The sequence below is a fragment of the Salegentibacter profundi genome (genome assembly GCF_054121475.1).
In genome coordinates this window covers 441,641-459,830 of the sequence record NZ_JBSYGG010000001.1, presented here as the reverse complement: position 1 = coordinate 459,830, position 18,190 = coordinate 441,641, and the positions used below count along the sequence as shown (strand labels likewise).

16 protein-coding genes are annotated in these 18,190 nt (G+C 37.5%); 9 read left to right on the top strand and 7 right to left on the bottom strand.

The window, feature by feature from the left end; genetic code table 11:
- Window positions 1-9: 9 nt before the first annotated feature.
- The gene (locus ACW6NC_RS02195; RefSeq protein WP_457863545.1) at window positions 10-1,053 is read left to right on the top strand and encodes a DUF3078 domain-containing protein; all 1,044 of its coding nucleotides are present in this window, start codon (window positions 10-12) and stop codon (window positions 1,051-1,053) included.
- On the opposite strand, the gene dgt is transcribed toward ACW6NC_RS02195, so the two are convergent.
- The 4 genes from dgt to ACW6NC_RS02175 all read right to left on the bottom strand — a co-directional run bounded on the left by dgt (window position 1,054) and on the right by ACW6NC_RS02175 (window position 5,442).
- Entirely contained in the window at window positions 1,054-2,400 is a 1,347-nt protein-coding gene (dgt, locus tag ACW6NC_RS02190; protein ID WP_457863668.1) for a dGTP triphosphohydrolase, read from the bottom strand. It lies immediately after the preceding gene.
- Window positions 2,401-2,610: 210 nt separating this feature from the next.
- Window positions 2,611-3,543: a ribonucleotide-diphosphate reductase subunit beta gene (locus ACW6NC_RS02185; protein WP_457863544.1), complete on the bottom strand. Its 933-nt coding sequence runs from the start codon at window positions 3,541-3,543 to the stop codon at window positions 2,611-2,613.
- Window positions 3,544-3,851: 308 nt separating this feature from the next.
- Window positions 3,852-4,676 (bottom strand): DUF4412 domain-containing protein, encoded by an 825-nt coding sequence (locus ACW6NC_RS02180; RefSeq protein ID WP_457863543.1) that lies wholly within the window; start codon window positions 4,674-4,676, stop codon window positions 3,852-3,854.
- Between the two features lie 190 nt (window positions 4,677-4,866).
- A complete protein-coding gene (locus tag ACW6NC_RS02175; RefSeq protein WP_457863542.1) occupies window positions 4,867-5,442 on the bottom strand; it encodes a DUF3109 family protein in 576 nt (191 codons plus the stop codon).
- Window positions 5,443-5,672: 230 nt separating this feature from the next.
- Here ACW6NC_RS02175 and ACW6NC_RS02170 point away from each other — a divergent pair, with 230 nt between their 5' ends.
- Together ACW6NC_RS02170 and ACW6NC_RS02165 are read left to right on the top strand one after the other, a co-directional pair.
- A complete protein-coding gene (locus tag ACW6NC_RS02170; protein ID WP_457863667.1) occupies window positions 5,673-6,254 on the top strand; it encodes a MarC family protein in 582 nt (193 codons plus the stop codon).
- A gap of 197 nt (window positions 6,255-6,451) precedes the next feature.
- Window positions 6,452-7,057: an FAD-dependent oxidoreductase gene (locus ACW6NC_RS02165; protein ID WP_457863541.1), complete on the top strand. Its 606-nt coding sequence runs from the start codon at window positions 6,452-6,454 to the stop codon at window positions 7,055-7,057.
- Window positions 7,058-7,363: 306 nt separating this feature from the next.
- Here the strand turns inward: ACW6NC_RS02165 and ACW6NC_RS02160 are convergent, their stop codons facing one another.
- The 3 genes from ACW6NC_RS02160 to ACW6NC_RS02150 all read right to left on the bottom strand — a co-directional run bounded on the left by ACW6NC_RS02160 (window position 7,364) and on the right by ACW6NC_RS02150 (window position 10,036).
- Window positions 7,364-8,926: a S41 family peptidase gene (locus tag ACW6NC_RS02160; RefSeq protein ID WP_457863540.1), complete on the bottom strand. Its 1,563-nt coding sequence runs from the start codon at window positions 8,924-8,926 to the stop codon at window positions 7,364-7,366.
- A gap of 26 nt (window positions 8,927-8,952) precedes the next feature.
- Window positions 8,953-9,384: a deoxycytidylate deaminase gene (locus tag ACW6NC_RS02155; RefSeq protein WP_457863539.1), complete on the bottom strand. Its 432-nt coding sequence runs from the start codon at window positions 9,382-9,384 to the stop codon at window positions 8,953-8,955.
- A 64-nt stretch (window positions 9,385-9,448) separates the two neighbouring features.
- Complete coding sequence (locus ACW6NC_RS02150) at window positions 9,449-10,036, bottom strand: HupE/UreJ family protein (RefSeq protein WP_457863538.1); 588 nt, start codon at window positions 10,034-10,036, stop codon at window positions 9,449-9,451.
- Between the two features lie 377 nt (window positions 10,037-10,413).
- On the opposite strand from ACW6NC_RS02150, the gene ACW6NC_RS02145 reads away from it, so the two are divergent.
- From ACW6NC_RS02145 to ACW6NC_RS02120, 6 genes are all read left to right on the top strand, one after another.
- Complete coding sequence (locus ACW6NC_RS02145; RefSeq protein ID WP_457863537.1) at window positions 10,414-12,126, top strand: Na/Pi cotransporter family protein; 1,713 nt, start codon at window positions 10,414-10,416, stop codon at window positions 12,124-12,126.
- Window positions 12,127-12,493: 367 nt separating this feature from the next.
- Window positions 12,494-13,960: a copper-containing nitrite reductase gene (nirK, locus tag ACW6NC_RS02140; protein ID WP_457863536.1), complete on the top strand. Its 1,467-nt coding sequence runs from the start codon at window positions 12,494-12,496 to the stop codon at window positions 13,958-13,960.
- A 10-nt stretch (window positions 13,961-13,970) separates the two neighbouring features.
- Complete coding sequence (locus ACW6NC_RS02135) at window positions 13,971-14,765, top strand: formylglycine-generating enzyme family protein (protein ID WP_457863535.1); 795 nt, start codon at window positions 13,971-13,973, stop codon at window positions 14,763-14,765.
- Window positions 14,752-15,363 carry an SCO family protein gene (locus ACW6NC_RS02130; RefSeq protein WP_457863534.1) on the top strand — a complete coding sequence of 204 codons (612 nt, stop codon included), beginning with the start codon at window positions 14,752-14,754 and terminating at the stop codon, window positions 15,361-15,363. Before ACW6NC_RS02135 ends, ACW6NC_RS02130 begins: the two co-directional genes overlap by 14 nt.
- 887 nt (window positions 15,364-16,250) lie before the next feature.
- Window positions 16,251-16,778, top strand: coding sequence for a hypothetical protein (locus tag ACW6NC_RS02125; RefSeq protein WP_457863533.1), 528 nt, complete (start codon window positions 16,251-16,253; stop codon window positions 16,776-16,778).
- Window positions 16,779-17,043: 265 nt separating this feature from the next.
- Window positions 17,044-17,838, top strand: coding sequence for a cation transporter (locus ACW6NC_RS02120; protein ID WP_457863532.1), 795 nt, complete (start codon window positions 17,044-17,046; stop codon window positions 17,836-17,838).
- The last annotated feature ends 352 nt before the right edge of the window (window positions 17,839-18,190 follow it).

Genomic DNA, 18,190 nt, shown 5'->3' with positions numbered 1-18,190 from the left:
AATTATCCAATGAAAATCCAAATCCTGAGCTTTTTGGCGTGTCTTTTTGCGTTAAATGCTTCTTCCCGATCGTATTACCAGACAATTCCAGATACTATAAAACCATCTGATACAATAAAAGTTTCAGCTCCTGCACCAGTTCAGGACACCCTGTCGGTGGTTTTGGATACCATTGACCTAGAGCCTCCTATGGTTGTTTTCTGGACCGAAAAGAATGCCGTTGGACTTAACCTGAACGAAGTCACTTTTATAAATTGGAATGCAGGGGGTAATAATTCGGTCTCCGCCCTTGTTCATGGAAACTTTGAACGTAATTACAAGAAAAAATTGCTGTCCTGGAAAAATGTAGTTTCATTTAAATATGGATTAAATGCCCAGGAAGGCCGTGAGGTGAGAAAAACCGATGATGAATTTCGTTTAAATTCTTCTTTTGGTTATCGGAGGGATTCTATCTCTAATTGGTATTATTCGGCAAAATTCAATTTTAATACACAAATAGCTAATGGTTATAAATATCCTGAAACCGATAAACCAATATCGAAGTTTATGGCTCCAGGATATCTTTTTGTTGGTGTAGGTAGTCAATATACCAGTAAGGACGAATCCCTGGATATTTATATCTCACCCTTAACCCAGAAATCTACCTTCGTTCTCGACCAACGTCTTGCCAATGAGGGAATGTTCGGGGTCCAGAGGGCTCAGTATGATGATCTTGGAAATTTGATAGAGGAAGGAGAAAACGTAAGAACGGAAATAGGGTTTTTAGTTACGAGTAATTTTACCAAAAAAATATTTACCAATGTTAAACTAGATAACCGGATAAGTCTCTATTCTGATTATCTCAATAAATTCGGGAATGTTGATGTGGACTGGGAAGTAAATGCTGACCTAAAGGTAAACGATTTTATAAGAGCTAATATAGGAGCCCAGTTGCGATATGACGATGATGTAAAATATAAGGAGGACACCAATGGAGATGGTGAGTTGGAGACTTTTGGTCCTCGAGTACAGTTTAAGCAGTTACTCGGGGTTGGTTTCATTTATGAGTTCTAGTCATACCCTTAAACCCTTAAATCTTTCAAAGGAAGCAACGGTTAATCCATCGGTAAGTGAGGCTATGTAGGAACATATTTCCAAAAGAACTTTATATACCGAGGTTTCATTCTGTAAATGCTGAAGTTTAGGAACTGATTTTAATATAAGTCTATTGAAATTCGAGTTCTTCTCCTCCTGTGTAGGTAATAATGCGCTAGTATAGGTGTCAAGAAGATAGGAGAGCATCTTGTAGCCAGCAATCTCTTTATTAATTACCTCTTCGCTCTGATAAATACGCTCTATACTAATTTTTATTATGTCTTTTATCTGGGCTTCATAACCGCTTTTATCAAATAAAGCGTGATGGTATTTTCCTTCCAGAATTGCTTCCTCGTTCTTCAGAAAGGTCTCAACAGCTTCAGAAATTAATGTATTAATAGCAAGTGCTCTTAAATAAGCAAGTCTATCTGAGGTATTTTGGAGTGTATTATATTTTTGGGTATTAATATTGTCTTTAACAAGTTTTATGAGGTATTCCAGGGCATAATCTTCATCTATGAGTCCCAGGTTAATACCGTCTTCAAAATCGATAATGGTATAACAAATATCATCGGCTGCCTCTACCAGAAAGGCTAATGGATGTCTGGCGTAACCCAAATGACCATTCTGTCCCGTTTGGATTAGACCTAATTCCTGTGCCACTTCCTGAAAATTGTTGCTTTGTAACTGGAAAAAACCAAATTTCTTATCGGCAATATTTGATGTGGGTTTATGCGGAAGACATTCTTTAGGGTATTTTGTAAATGCGCCCAGGGTGGCATAAGATAGCCTTAGGCCACCAGGTATTCCTGGTCTGGTTTCAGTTAGAATTTTATAGCCATTGGCATTTCCTTCAAATTTCACCAGATCTTGATATTCTTTCTCAGAGAGTTGTTCTTTAAAGCGTTTACCTTTACCATATTTAAAATATTCTCCAATAGCTTTTTCTCCTGGATGTCCAAATGGGGGATTTCCAATATCATGTGCCAAGGCTGCAGCCGCCACAATTCCACCAAAATCATTCATACGATAACCGTGAATTGTCTCAAGGTGCGGATGCTTCTCCAAAATCTTCTGTCCAGCCAGGCGACCCAGGGAACGTCCTACAACAGATACTTCAAGGCTATGAGTGAGACGTGTATGAACAAAATCAGTTTTGGAAAGGGGAATAACCTGGGTTTTATCCTGTAAGCTCCTAAATGCAGAAGAAAAGATTACGCGGTCGTAATCAACCTCAAAGCCAAGACGAGTTTCATTCTGTTCTTTTCTAAGTCGTTTATTGGTGTCTCCAAATCGCTTCAAGGAGAGAAGTTGTTCCCAGTTCATCATTTGTGTAATTATTAGGACTTGTGGCAAAAGTCAGGTCAAAAATAATAATTCCCAAGATTTCCGATGGTGAATTACTTCTTAATTTCGCCTTTGTTTTCAGGGAGATCAATTTGGTGGCTGGGCTTATCTATAAATTTTTTATCCAGGAGTGTACATTTATAAAAACTCAAAAAACGTCACGTTGGGGGACGTAACGTTTTTGAGGCTTTACAAATCAGTTTTAAAACTGATTTTATCAGAATCTTCATCCTTTTTTCGGCCTGCTTGTTGAAATTTGCCAACACGCTGCTGGGCAAGACTCAGCCGTTGTTCTGTTTGATTTTCTGTAGTATATCCTAATTTTGTTAAAAGATCATCGCTTAGCAATTTCAAGTAATGCTCCATTTGCTCTCCAGGCATTCCTACTAAATTAACCGGGAAACTTTTTAAAAGAAAATCCCCTATCAAATTTTGAGTTTCAAATATGATTTTTTTTACTTCTTCAGGAGAAATATTCTTTTTAATTTTTTCTGAATAAAGGCTTATTGCAAGATCGCGGTGATAAGCTTTATCCCTGGAAATAAGATCACAATAATAGTTCAATGCGGAAAGATCTTTCCGTTTTTTTAGCCATAAAAGCGAAGATAAAGCTGCGGGAAAGAAAATGGCATTTAATGAAGCAGATATTATAAGGATTACGCCCATAGAATCTGAGTTTTTCCAATTCTGGATCTGTTTTTCAACAATTTTCACTTGTGGATTAATTTGTGAAAAAAGTCGCTCTTCAGTTTTTGGACGGTTTAAAAACGCGCGGGTGAGTAAAGAAAAGCTTTCCAGGTGTACATTTTCTGAAACAGCCTGGAAATCAAAACAAAAGTTTGCTTCTGGAAACTCCCCATTAAGGTTCCGGGTAATATTCTGTGTTGATAAGTTTTGGGAACCGGCTAGAAATGCCATTAAATTTTTAAGAAAATGATTCTCGTTGGTAGTTAACTTTTGTTCTCTGATTTCTATTTTATGGTCTGCAATATCGGTATGAGTTGTCCAGAAACGAGATTCCATTTTTTTATACCAATCCCATATATCATTATGCTTGACAGGGAAAATGATGAACCGATTTTTATCATCTTTCAGTGTAATTTCCTGTAGCGATTTTGACATATTGGGTGGCGTGAGCCTTTTTGGTTTGGAGGCTCAAAACAAATATGATGAAATGTTTTGAAAATCAGATAAGTAAAGCATAAACCTTTTCAACAAAGTTTTCAACAATAGTCTCCGACAAAAGTTAGGTCATGCTGCAGTATAGTAATGGGTGGATACAATTTCGACGGGGAATTAAAATCACTAAGTAGATGTCTTTCGGGTGTAAAAGTTTCTTATTACTGCTTTGATACTTGAATGAGTAAAACCATGAATCTTTGATTTTTTTAATTCAACAAGGCCCAAAACCTTCCAATATCTAACATTATTTAATTCGATGAACTCAAAGCCACATAATTCTCCTTGTTAATTGAAAAGGATTTATTGTTTAAGCGTGTACATCGCATTTTCACATTTTCAGTTGGATCTTTCTTGTTTACCATCTGCATTTCCATCATCAAGGCATCACTATTTTCAAGCCAATCGGCATTCCAACCTTTCGGTATTTTGCTTTTTTCATCACTATACAAATGAGCAAAACTAATGGGGGCTTGTTGGGTAATATAGAAGGTAATCTTGTGTTCTTCAGTTTCAGTTTCATAGCCTTGGCAATGATATCCGAGGATGTCTTTTGTGCCGATTTTTTTAAGTTTTGAGTGGCTATAAGGATTTTTTTGGTCTTCCCGGTCGTGAAAATTATCTATTTTGCTGGCACTTATAAATTTATTTTCTCCTGAAGAGAAATACATTATACTTAATTTTTTGTTCATATCCAGCACTAGGAACATATTTTCTGATTGAGGCATTTGCATTCCGAAATATGAGGCATTTTCCTTAAAAAGATAGGTCATTTCCATATCACCTTCTTTTGTTTTCATATTTAATTGGTATTCCCAGTTAAAATTGTAAGACTGAGGTACCTCACTAATATCAACACGACTGGTACCCATCGGAATGGGACTGTTTTTTAAATCGGTTGCCCACATTTTATTAAGGGATTTATTGGCTTGATTTGCAGCTTTATCAGAAATGTTTTCGGTTACCGCATGCTCAACTTTTTTTTCGACTTTTTCCTTTAACTTTTTTAAAAACTGGGCTTCCATAGTAGAGAAACAAAATAGAAGCGACAACCCTAAAAAGATTAGTTTTTTCATAATATATAATTTTGATTATAAAGTAAAATGTCAACCTTTACTAGTAGGGGCAAAATGGAAATAAGGTAGGATTATTTCAAAGCCGGAGGTAGGAAATCCGGTATAATGTAGGATAAAGCATTGAAAATTCAAGATAATAAAAATAATTCAGAACAAGAAAGTATGATTCCGAATAAAGTATATTTTGCTGCTATTTTTTCTTTTTAAGTTGCTGCACAGTTTCTTCAAGTTCTTTATACCATTCTTTTCCGAATTTTCTTATTAGTGCTTCTTTTGTGAATTTATAAATAGGTACCTGAAGTTCTTTTCCCAGACTGCAGGCATCATCACAAATATACCACTGGTGATAATTTACTGCAGAAAAGCTTGAATAGTCTTGTACTCTTATCGGATAAAGATGGCAGGAAATTGGTTTTTTGAAATCAATAAGGCCTTTCATATTGGCTTTCTCTATGCCGCAAAGAGCTGTACCCTTCTTGTCAAAGGTTACATAGGCGCAATCGGCACCATCGATAAGGGGGGTTTCGAATTCACCATCTTCATTAGTAGTATAAGTTCCTTGAGCTTCGATAGCTTTAATGCCTTCTGGCCGAAGAAAAGGTTTTACTTTCGGATAGATTTCATTCATGATTTCCCGTTCATCAGGTTCAACCGGTGCACCGGCATCACCATCAACACAACAGGCCCCTTTACAAGCCGATAGATTACAAACAAAATCTTTATTGATGATCTCTTCTGAAACTATGGTCTTTTTTATCTGAAACATATGGCAAAGATAATTGTTGAAAACTGTTTGTGAAATAAACAGTCAGAATTAAAATGTTAATTCATTCATATTGAGTTCCTGTAGACACATTTTTCAAGAATTTCAGGTTTCTAAAATGGGAAACAGTTACCAATTAAACTCTATTTTTAATTTATAAAGAATTAGTAAACAAAAACTTGGCACCTCATTTTTAAAATTTACTTTTGCACAAAATTTTCAGAACTGGAGTTATGTGGAAACATTTTGATCTAAAACAGGTTTTTACTGCTGGGATGATACTTTTTGCGGTCATTGATATCATTGGCAATATTCCAATTATTATAGATCTTCGTAAGAAAGTTGGACATATTCAAAGTGAAAAGGCTTCCATCGTTGCTGGAATTCTTATGATTGTATTCCTTTTCCTAGGAAAAGAAATATTGAATTTAATCGGTATCGATGTAAACTCCTTTGCAGTTGCTGGAGCTTTTATTCTCTTCTTCCTGGCTTTAGAAATGATACTAGGGATCAGTCTTTATAAAGATGATGAGCCCGAAACCGCTTCAATTGTACCGCTGGCTTTTCCGCTGATTGCCGGGGCAGGTACCATGACTACTTTGGTTTCCCTACAAGCGGAATACCAGACTATTAATATCATTGTTGCTATCTTAATCAATCTTATCGTAGTTTATGCGGTTTTAAAGGCATCGGCAAAGATTGAAAGAATTTTGGGAAGTCAAGGTATAAGTGTAATTAGAAAAGTATTTGGTGTTATATTGCTGGCTATTGCCGTTAAATTATTTGCGACTAACATTCAGAGTTTATTTGTATGAAAATATTAATTTATAGTATTATTTTACTTGCTATAGTCCTGATAGGATATAGTTCTACTATTCTTGATTTTAATAATTTTTTAGAGGGGGATAGCGCTAAAGCTGTGGTAGCAATTACCGCCAGTTTATGTGTTATAATTTTAATGATAATTCTTCTGCTCTCCCGTAAAATCTATAAGAAACAGGATAATTAGATTATGAATTTCGATGTATTAATAATCGGTGGAGGGGCGGCAGGTATGTCTTGTGCCTTAATCCTTGGATCAGCCCTGGATAAAGATTTTGCAAGAGATAAGAAAGTAGGCATTATTACCCACCAGAAAACCTCGCATCTCCAAACTGCCCTTTTTAATAATGTGTTAGGTATTCCTGCAGGTACTCCTGGTGCTAAAATTCTGGCTGATGGCCTTAAACATCTCGCTGCAAACTACCCAGAATTGGTTCAAATACAAAAGGAAAAAGTAAAGGAAATTATTGCTCATGGAGAGGTCTTCCAGGTGAAAAGTAATAAGGGGGTTTATTCTGCTAAAAAAGTTGTTATAGCCGTAGGCTATACCAATTCACTTACTATCAGAGGCCTTGAAAAATATGTAATACCGCATAAAAAATCAAAACCTGAAAAAAATCGTATACAGTTAAAAAATGAGGATCATCTGATACAACCTGGCTTATATGTTGCGGGCACCTTATCAGGATGCCGGAGTCAGTTTGCCATAGCTTGTGGAAGTGGGGCTAGTGTTGCTACAGATATCTTAACTAATTGGAATGGAGAACATACCAAGGTTCATGATAAATTAGCTTAATAGGAAATATCCGATTAACATCAGAGGTATGGAAATGAACATCATGATGATAAATGTCCGGTGTAATTTTTTATAAAGCAGGGCGATTTTAAGTCTTCTGGTAAAATCAGTATCGGGATGGTTTGAGATCTGATATCTTATACACTTATCTGAGACATTCGAGCTAGTAACAAGGATCTCTTTTTGAAGAAATAATAAAGCACTGTTATCCAACAACCTGAAGCTTACAGCGATTATGAAGAAAAACAGGGGGGATACTACAAGGAAAATTACGAAATTTTCATAGAGTTCATTCACTGACGCAATTTATTGTTTTTTCTCAGACAATTCAATTACTTTTTCAATTATTTTGTCACCATTGTTTATTAATTTCTCAAAGGCATCAGTTCCATAAAGCTGTGCGGCCATAGTGGCCTTAAGGTATTTTTTTAAAACATCTTTATACCGGTAGACTCTTACATTAATATTTTCGGTTCTTCCGAACTGCAGGAAATCACGAATCATCTCATCACTAATCTGGATATTTTTATTAAAATCTTCTCTGTGAAGTGCATTATAGAATTTCCGGTTCTTTTCCAATTCATCAAAAATAAATCGGCTCATCATACCGCTTTTATGCATTAATATTATATTTTCCATTTCGGCATTGGTGTCCCGTCCTACAAAGACATCCGGAATAATGCCGCCCCCGCCGTAAACAACTTTGCCTTCGGGTGTCTCATATTTTAATGAATCATTTACATCTATACTGTCGATGCTTTTAAATTCCCCGTTTTCATACCGATGAACATAGTCTTTAAAATAAGATTCATTTCCATTATTATATGGTTTCTGAATAGAGCGCCCTGTTGGCGTGTAGTATCGCGCAATGGTAAGTCTTACCGCGCTGCCATCTCCAAGTTCCATTTCCCTTTGTACAAGACCCTTACCATAGGATCGCCTTCCTACAATGGTGCCTACATCATTATCTTGGAGCGCTCCTGCAACTACTTCACTGGCAGATGCGGAATTTTCATTTATAATAACATACACTGGAGAGTTCTCAAAAGCGCCTTTGCGACGTGCGTAGGTTTCCTCAATAGCACCACTTTTATTTTTGGTATAGAGTATAAGTTTATCGTCTTCTAGAAATTCATCTGCGATATTGATGGCCTCTGAAAGGTAGCCACCGGGATTGTCGCGCAGATCCAGCGCAATTTCCGTGGCACCTTGCTTTTCAAGTTCCTTCAGACTCTTTCTGAATTCCTTAAATGTGGTTTCCGCAAAACGGTTTATCTTGATATAGCCTAATTTGGGTGTTAGCATATAAGCAGCATTTACGCTCTTAATAGGTACCCTCCCCCGACGAATTTTGAAGGTAAGCAGGTCTTCAGTGCCCTGGCGGTGTACTTTTAGAGTTACCTTCGAATCTTCTTCTCCTTTTAAGAAGCGGGTCAGTGAATCATTGCTGAAATTTTTATTAAATAGTTGGGTGCCATCGGCATAGAGAATACGGTCTCCCCCGCGAATACCTAGTTTTTCACTGGGTCCACCTTCCAAGGCCTGGATGACCACTACGGTGTCATTCACATTATAAAAACTAACGCCTATACCTACAAAATCTCCCTGCATGTTTTCCGTGACATTGGCATATTCATTTTGAGGGATATACACAGAATGCGGGTCCAGATTTTCCAGGATCTTGTTAACTGTTATATCAACTATACTGTCGGTATTGACATCATCTACATATTCATAGTCTATATAATCTATCAGTTTGTTAAGTTTCTCCTTTTTTGGATTGGAAGAAAACAGGCCATCTGAAGAAGAAGAAAAATTTAGCTGGGCTCCAAGAAATATACCTAGAGCACAAGCCATCGCCAATAACATTGGTGTATATATTTTGTAGTTTCCTTTCAATCTTCCAGATCGTTTATTTGTTCAAGTTCCACCCCGGCCTTATTCAAGAATTCAAGGCCGGAGTTATCTTTATAACCAATGTGGTAAACCAGTCGTGTAATTCCCGCCTGGTGGATTAATTTGCTACACTCCTTGCAAGGGGACATTGTAATGTACAGGGTTGCACCCTGGCAGGATTGGGTAGAGCCAGCAACTTTTAAAATGGCATTTGCTTCTGCATGTAATACATACCATTTGGTGTAACCTTCATCATCTTCACAATAATTTTCAAAACCGCTGGGTGTTCCGTTGTAACCATCAGAGATTATCATTCTATCTTTAACAATAAGTGCGCCAACCTGTTTACGATTGCAATGAGAAAGTTTACTCCATTCCCGAGCTATTCTTAAATAAGCCTTATCAAACTTTAGTTGTTTTTTCTTATTCATGGTTTATACAATACTAACCCATTGGGTTAAAATTTATTGTGAATTTGGTTAACTGGCTAATTTATTAAATAGCCAGAAAATTTTCCTGGAGTATAGGTAAAATAATTCCTACAACTATGGAAGAAACTACCAGAACCCAGTCTCGTTTAGACACCTGGAAAATATTCTGGGCGATAAAGCCAAAAATCATAATGCCGAGGACAACAATGATTTGCGCAGTTTCTATCCCAAGAGCAAATTCTATAAGAGGAATAAAATAGCTGTCGGTATTAGAAGCTACCATCTTAAAATAGCTGGAAAAGCCGAGTCCGTGTATCAATCCGAAAAAAATCGTTGTGAAGTATAATAAGTTTGCGTTTCTATTACGCTCCTTCCTTCCTGCAGTTAAAATGTTATATAACGCTGTAATAATTATTGTGACCGGAATTAAAAGCTCAACCCAGGCGGGGTCTACTCTTACGATTTCATAAACCGAGAGAAAAAGTGCCAGGGTATGACCTAGGGTGAAAAGGGTTACCAGCCAAACGATCCTCTTCCAGCTGGTAAAACTATATGCAGCTACCAGGACTATAAGAAAGAGGATATGATCGTAGGCCTGCCAGTCTAGAACGTGTTCAAGACCAAGCCTGAAGTACAACCAAAATTGGGACATAATATTAGGGTTATGAAGTGTCCGAAAGTACAATATATTGGCAAAATGACAAAAAGTGCCGGAATGATAATATTCTGAAAATAAGAGAGATTATTCCTGCCGTTCCCTCCGCCATAAGATTAAATATTATAAATGCTCAAAACGGATATTTTCCTGGCTATATCGTGAACAATAATAAGCGGCTCATATAGACCGGGTTATTCTCTCCCTTCAAATTGATGGATTAAAATAATATTTCCTTGTTCTTTAAAAGTTTTAAATCTAATTGTTTTGCAAATTTGATATATACTTTTTGATCGTTATTCCCTATTGAATTGGTGAAAGTTAGGCTCTTAAATCTATTAGATTAAGTATCTTTATTATACGCAAAATTAGATATGGAAGCTACCAGTTTTGATTTCTGGATGTTCTCAGCAGGTCTCGGAATATTTCTTTTCGGGATGCATCATCTTGAGCAAGGTCTTAAAGGTTTAACCGGCAAGGCTTTTAGAAAATTGCTTCAGCGTTTTACTAACAAGAGCTGGAAAGGAATAATAACCGGAACCATAGTTACTGCCATTTTACAGAGCAGCTCTATGGTAACCCTGTTGGTCCTGGCTTTCCTGGGTGGGGGAATGATAGGCTTAAAGAATTCTCTTGGAGTGGTATTAGGGGCTAACCTGGGAACTACTTTCACAGCCTGGATGGTCGCTGCCCTGGGTTTTAAAATGAATATTGCCGATTTTTCTTTTCCTTTCCTGGCCGTGGGGATATTAAGCTATCTGTTCTTTAATTCCAGACCGGTTCTTAAAAGCCTCGGCGGTTTTCTGGTTGGCTTTGGTTTGCTTTTTCTGGGGCTTGATTATATGAAGGACTCTATAGAAAGTATTGCGAATCAGGTAGATATGACTAAAATTGCTGTCTACGGCCTGTGGGCTTTCCTTTTAACCGGAATCGTAATTACTGCTTTATTACAATCAAGCTCAGCTTTAATAGTGATTATTTTAAGTGCGCTAAATGCCCAGCTTATTGATATTTATCAGGCGGTCGCGCTAGTAATTGGCGCTAATATTGGCACCACAGCTACCATGATTATCGGTTCCCTGGGTGGCACCAGCGATAAAAAAAGATTGGCAATTGCCCACCTGATTTTTAATCTGGTCGCCGGCATCTCTATCTTTTTCTTAATAGAAGAATTGGTGAATTTCACCTATTCTGTTTTTGGTATAGGGGACCCGTTGATGGAATTGGTCCTGCTGAATACTCTTATCAACCTCTTCGGAATTCTGTTGTTTTACCCTTTTCTTAAGCCATTCACTAAGTTTCTTAAAAGCCTTTTCGCTAAAGCCGTTCCCAAGGGAGAAACCTTATTCGTTAAAAATATCCCTACTGAAGTGCCCGACGTGGCCATAAAAGCACTTGATAAAGAGCTGAATCAAATATTCCTTTATACTGAAGAGTTTATTCTCGATTGTTTTCAAATTGGAGCAAAAGATAAGAACAGAGAATCCCAATGGAAAAAAATATTCAGCAGTGCCACAAACCTCAACAGGAAATATGAAAAAATAAAACGTCTGGAAGATGAACTCACTGTTTATTATGCCCAACTCCAGGAGAAAAATCTTAGCATTGAGCAGGCCCGGAAACTTACCGCGGGTATGATGGGCTTACGATCCATGATCTATGGTGCTAAAGATATTAAGGATGTCATGCATAACATCAGGTTTATTCTGGATAGTGATGATAAACTGGGAACCGAAATTCTTAAAAGTTTAAGTAAGCATATGAGCCTTAGATTAAAGGAAATTCATGAATTTATAATTGCCGGGGAGATTGACCTGGAATTGCAGGCTAGCCTTCCTGCCGGCTGGTTAAAGGAAAACGAAGATTTTTATAATACCACCATAAACTATCTTTACGTGCATTTAACTCACCGGGGCAAAAATGCGGTACCGGTTTCTACCTTAACCAATGTAATTAAGCAAAGTCATTCTTCAATAGATAATCTATGCAGTTCCATTATCTACTGGAAGTTAGAAAAGGGAACAACTCTGGACAACTCTGAAACAGTGAAGCTCAATCCGAAGATAGAAGATCAGGTTAAGTCCTAGCCCGACATCCTGGCCACGATAAAAATAGCTAGTAGAACACTTCCCAGAAGAAATAGAAATTTCAACATATTTGCTAAGCGATCATCCCTCATTATGTTTAGATTTAGAATTATCTATAACATAAAGTAGGTCTGCAGGGAAAATTAAATATACAAATATCATAGTATAAGACCTGAAGTTTTAAAGCAAATTACTACGGTAAAGTCAGAACCTAATTGGGGCGACAATTGAGATTAAAGTGAATTTTTTACTTTTTAGCGCCCTGTTTTTAAATATTTTTTGAGTTATTCTAAAAATTATATAGATTTAACAATAAACAAGTCTTAATTTTGCTTCAAAAATCACTTAGCTACTAACTAAAATAATTATGGCCACACTAAATTTTAGGTTAAAATCTACTATTCTCACCTTATTACTAAGTTTTGTTTTAATAGTATTTGCATCTTGTAAAAATGATGATGGAGATACCAGGGAGGCTGAAGATATCAAAGTTAGTCAAACCATGAATGCTGAATTGACAGCCCCGCCCCAGGTTCCTAAACCTACGGGAAGGCGTAAAGCAAAAAAGCTGGTGGTCGACATGGAGGTTATTGAAGAAGAAAGTGAAATGACCGACGGGGTTAAATATGTTTATTGGACCTTTGACGGCACTGTTCCTGGAAGTTTCATAAGAACCAAAGTTGGTGATGAGGTGGAATTTCATCTAAAAAATCATCCTGACAATAAATTACCTCATAATATAGATTTACATGCCGTAAATGGCCCAGGTGGAGGCGCCGAATCTTCATTTGTGGCGCCTGGCCATGAAGTTGTTTTCTCTTTTAAAGTATTAAACCCCGGCTTATATGTATATCACTGTGCCACGGCACCGGTTGGGATGCATATCGCCAATGGAATGTACGGCTTGATCCTGGTAGAACCAAAAGAGGGCTTGCCCGAAGTGAACAGGGAGTATTACATCATGCAGGGTGATTTTTATACCAAAGGTGAATTTGGAGAGCCCGGTTTACAGCCTTTTGATATGAAAAAAGCTATTGATGAAGACGCAGATTATGTAGTTTTCAACGGAAAAGTAGGTGCTATGACCGGTGATAATTCGCTTACTGCCGAAGTGGGTGAAACCGTCAGACTGTATGTTGGTAACGGAGGACCAAACCTGGTGTCCTCCTTTCACGTGATTGGAGAAATTTTCGATAAGGTGTATGTAGAAGGCGGAGATCTCGTCAATGAAAATGTTCAAACCACTTTGATTCCTGCCGGTGGTGCTGCTATTGTAGAATTTAAAATCGAAACCCCAGGAGAATATATTCTGGTTGACCATTCGATTTTCAGAGCATTTAATAAAGGCGCCCTTGCACAAATAAAAGCCGAAGGGGAAGAAAATAAAAAGGTGTTTTCAGGAAAGATTGAAGAGGGTATTTATCTGCCTGAAGGTGGAGGAATTCAGGAAATGCCTGTGGATGAAGAAGAATTAGCGGCTTCCCGACCTTCAGAAAAACCAGATTTGGAAGAAAAAATGGAGCTGGGTAAAAACGTTTACGGTCGTACCTGTGTGGCTTGTCACCAGGCTAGCGGACAAGGAATACCTTCGGTATTCCCTCCACTTGCTGAGTCTGATTACCTGAATGAAGATGTAAAAAGAGCTATTGATATCGTGCTTCACGGAAAATCAGGGGAGATTACAGTAAATGGAGAAACTTATAATAGTGTGATGACTGCCCAAAATATAAGTGACCAGGAGGCTGCGAATGTCCTTACTTATATCTATAACAACTGGGGGAATAATGGTACCGAGGTTACCGAAGAAATGGTGAAAGCTCAGCGAAGGAATTAAAATAAACTATATGTATAGATTTATCCTTTTAGGGGTATATTTTTTTATGATTTCCGCGGGTTTTTCTCAGGAACCAGAAATGGCAGAAATAGAGGGGGGCACTTACATTCCACTCTATGGAAATGATTCTCTGCCGGTAAGTGTTGAAAACTTTAAAATAGATATATATCCTGTTACAAATAGGGATTACCGGAAGTTTGTGCTGGAGAATCCCAAATGGAAAAAATCGGAAGTCCGGGCGTTATTCGCCGATGGCCGGTATTTAGCCCATTGGCAGGATGATAGCCATTTAAGATCTGATGAACTGGAGGATGCTCCCGTGACGAATGTCTCCTGGTTTGCAGCCAGGGCATATTGCAAATGGCGGGGAAAGCGCCTTCCAAGCCTTGATGAGTGGGAATATGTGGCGATGGCTGATAAAGTAACCGCAGATGCGCGAAAGAAGGATGGTTATAATGAATTTATCCTTAGCTGGTATGAAAGACCAAAATCTTTTCACCAAAAGGTAGGAAGTACTTATAAAAATTACTGGGGGGTTTATGATATGCACGGGATGGTGTGGGAATGGACCTCCGATTTCAACTCGGTAATCATTTCGGGAGAAACCAGGCGCGATGAAAACCAGGATAATAATCTTTTCTGCGGAAGTGCAGCCATTGGTTCTTCCGATCTCATGAATTATGCGGCCTTTATGCGTTATGCCTTCCGAAGCAGTGTAAAGGGAAATTATTCCATAAGAAATTTGGGATTCAGATGTGCACAGCATAGTAACGAAAAAGAAAATTCAGCAAATGAAGCTTTATAAATTGATGCTCCTTAGCTTTCTGCTATTAGGGGTTTCCTGCAAAAATGATAAAAACAAAAGCAAAGAAACCGAGCCGGTGGCTCAGGCCGAAACCGAGGCACTACCGGAAATGAGTGTTTTTCAACTTCCGTCATCCTGGACTACTCAGGAAGGGGAAGATATTCAATTGGAGGAACTGCGTGGTGAAGTACTCGTTATGGTGATGATCTACACTTCCTGTCAGGCTGCCTGCCCCAGGCTGGTAGCTGATATGAGAAACATTCAGAAAAAAGTTTCAGAAGAAGCTAACGAAGAAACCAAATATGTTTTTGTAAGTATAGATCCTGAAGTAGACACCCCAAAACGATTAAAAACATTTGCCAAAGAGAATAAAATGAATAATGACCAATGGGTTTTTCTTAGGGGAAATAAGGATGCTACCAGGGAGTTTGCTGCAGTGCTGGCCGTAAATTATAAACGCATCTCTCCAATGGACTTTTCTCACTCCAATATTATTAGCGTTTTTGATAAAAACGGTGTGCTGGTGCATCAAAAAGAGGGATTAGGGACCGATGATACCAAAACCATTGAAGCTATTGAGGAGCATGCTACCGATTAATTAATTCATCCCTTCTGGTTGTCTTCACAAAGAAATTTAGAGAGAACCAAATTTGTAATTCCGGTTACAAAAGAAAAAAACTGTTGCTATTTAATTCTTTTGGTTTTTGAGCAACTAAAAACATGTAAAGCATTGGTTAACAATACTAATACAGGTTTTAAAAGTACCCGAGGCGGAAATTTATATAACCTCCCTCACCTCCAATCTGCAGAGGGATGGAGACTATCGGATAAGGAGTGCGCCCGAATTAGCAATTTTAACATTTTTTTGGGGTAAGACACTTTAATTAGCCGGTTCCGTTTCACAGAACTTTCTCCAAACTCCCCAATGAGAGGATGGGTAAAACAAGATATTTCCTGGAGTAACTCTGCAATCCAAATTCTAAAGCCCCTTTCTCTTGCAGTAAACTTTTTATGTTTTGCAAATAATCCTTAATATTTGCAATACTACAATTGATATTGCAAATTTTTGGGTTATTCTGCAATAACACCAGCTCCAATAGCTTCTCTTATTAACCTGGATATTATAGAGTAATTTTTTTTATCTAAATCAAACGTTCCCTTAAACTTTGATTCGTCATGTATTCTCCTGAAACATTTTTAAGGCAACAATGCTGGTAACAGGCCCTTCACTAAATTTCTGAAAAGCCTGTTCGTCAAAGCCGTTCCTCAGGGAGAAACCTTTTTTATTTAAAATATTCCTCCTGAAGTGCCAGATGTAGCCATTCAAGCACTTGATAAGGAGCTTAATCAAATATTTCTTTATACCGAAGAGTTCGTTTTGGATGTTTTCAACTTGGTGCCAGGGATAGTAACAGAGTATCTCAATGGAAAAAAAATTTTAGCAGCGTCACAAATCTCACCCGGAAATATGAGAAGATAAAACGATTGGAGGATGAACTCGCAGTTTATTACGCTCAACTTCAGGAGAAAAATCTTAATATTGAACAGGCCTGGCAATTAACGGCAAGTATGATGGGCTTACGATCTATGATTTATGGTGCCAAAGATATAAAGGATGTTATGCATAACATTAGGGTTATTCTGGATAGTGAGGATAATGTAAGTACGGATATTCTTAAAAAGTTAAGCAACCATATAAGCAATCGTCTAAATGAAATTCATGAGTTTATATTTACGGAGAAGGTGGATCCTGAATGGCATGCTAACCTTCCCACCAGTTGGATAAAGGAAAACGAAGAGTTTTATAATAAAACCATAAACTACCTGTATGATCACTTGACCCATCGCGGAAAAAATGCTGTTCCAGCATCCACCCTAACCAATGCCATCAAACAATGTCATTCTTCGCTTGACAATTTATTCAGTTCTATGATTTATTGGAAGTTAGAAAAGGGAACCACGATGGACAACGCTGAGTCCGGGAAGGATGAACCAGTGATTGCCGGGCCTTAGCCCGATATCTTCGCTACAATAAAAATGGCTAAAAGAACACTGGCCAAGAGTAAAAGAAATTTCAATAAGTTTGTTAACCGATCATCCCTCATTATGTAAAAGAATTAAATTCTTTATAACATAAAGTAGGCCTATAGTCAAATTAAATATACAAAAATAAAAATTCTTATATTTTTAAGAGATGAGAAAACATTCTTAAGATTTATTATCCTCAAATATTTTTAAAGGCTTTAATTTAATATTGTTAATCTTGAAAAGGGGAAACATGCAAAAAACGAATTTCCAAATCTCTGAAATGGACTGCCCTTCCGAGGAAAATCTTATCCGGATGAAACTTGAAGGAATTTCCGGGATTAAAAACCTGGACTTTGATATTCCAAACCGTAAACTCAGTGTTTTCCATACTGGCCATTTGGAACAAATCGAAAAATCACTTCAGGATCTGAATTTAGGCGCGCAAAAGTTATCTTCCGTACAAACTGACCAAACCGTATTTGATGAAAATGCAACCCAGAAAAAATTGCTTTGGTCAGTGCTTGCTATCAATTTCACCTTTTTTATTATCGAGATGGCTACAGGTATTATCTCAGGCTCTATGGGTTTGGTTGCCGACAGCTTGGATATGATGGCCGATTCCTTTGTTTATGGAATTAGCCTTTTGGCAGTGGGAGGTACGCTGACAAGAAAAAAAAGCATTGCCAAGCTAGCTGGGTATTTTCAGATAATTCTGGCTATAATCGGGTTTGTTGAGGTTTTAAGACGTTTCTTTTTCAAGGAAAACCTTCCTGATTTCAGTACAATGATTATCGTTTCTGTTCTTGCTCTTTTTGCGAATGCTTTTTCTTTGTTTTTACTTCAGAAATCTAAGAATAAAGAGGATGCTCATATGAAAGCAAGTATGATTTTCACTTCGAACGATGTGATTATTAATCTGGGTGTTATTACTGCTGGCTTACTCGTTTACTGGCTCAATTCCAATAAACCCGATCTGGTTATTGGTACTATTGTTTTTATCCTGGTGATTCAGGGTGCCATAAGGATCCTTAAGCTTGGAAAATGAATTTTCACATCAATGTTTGAGTTGCAATAAAAAAGGTGGTACAAATGATATTATGTGATATCGTAAAAAATGAAAAGCCCATAAATAGTGTAGTTTATGAGATTTTGGCTTATGGCTATTTCGGAGTGATGGTCCACCGGTTTCGGTCAAACAGTGCCACTTTGAAAGGTACTTCTATATAAAAAAGGAATGAGGTGGAAGTTCTGTAAGCTTTCCCTAATTAGAACTGCTTGATGGTATAAATTTATTGTTTTTGATCTCCTCCCGATTTACGTACTAGAGGAAAGGATATGTAAGTTTTATCGAATACTACAATAGATGAGTTTCATTATCGAAACACCTGTCCCGATGG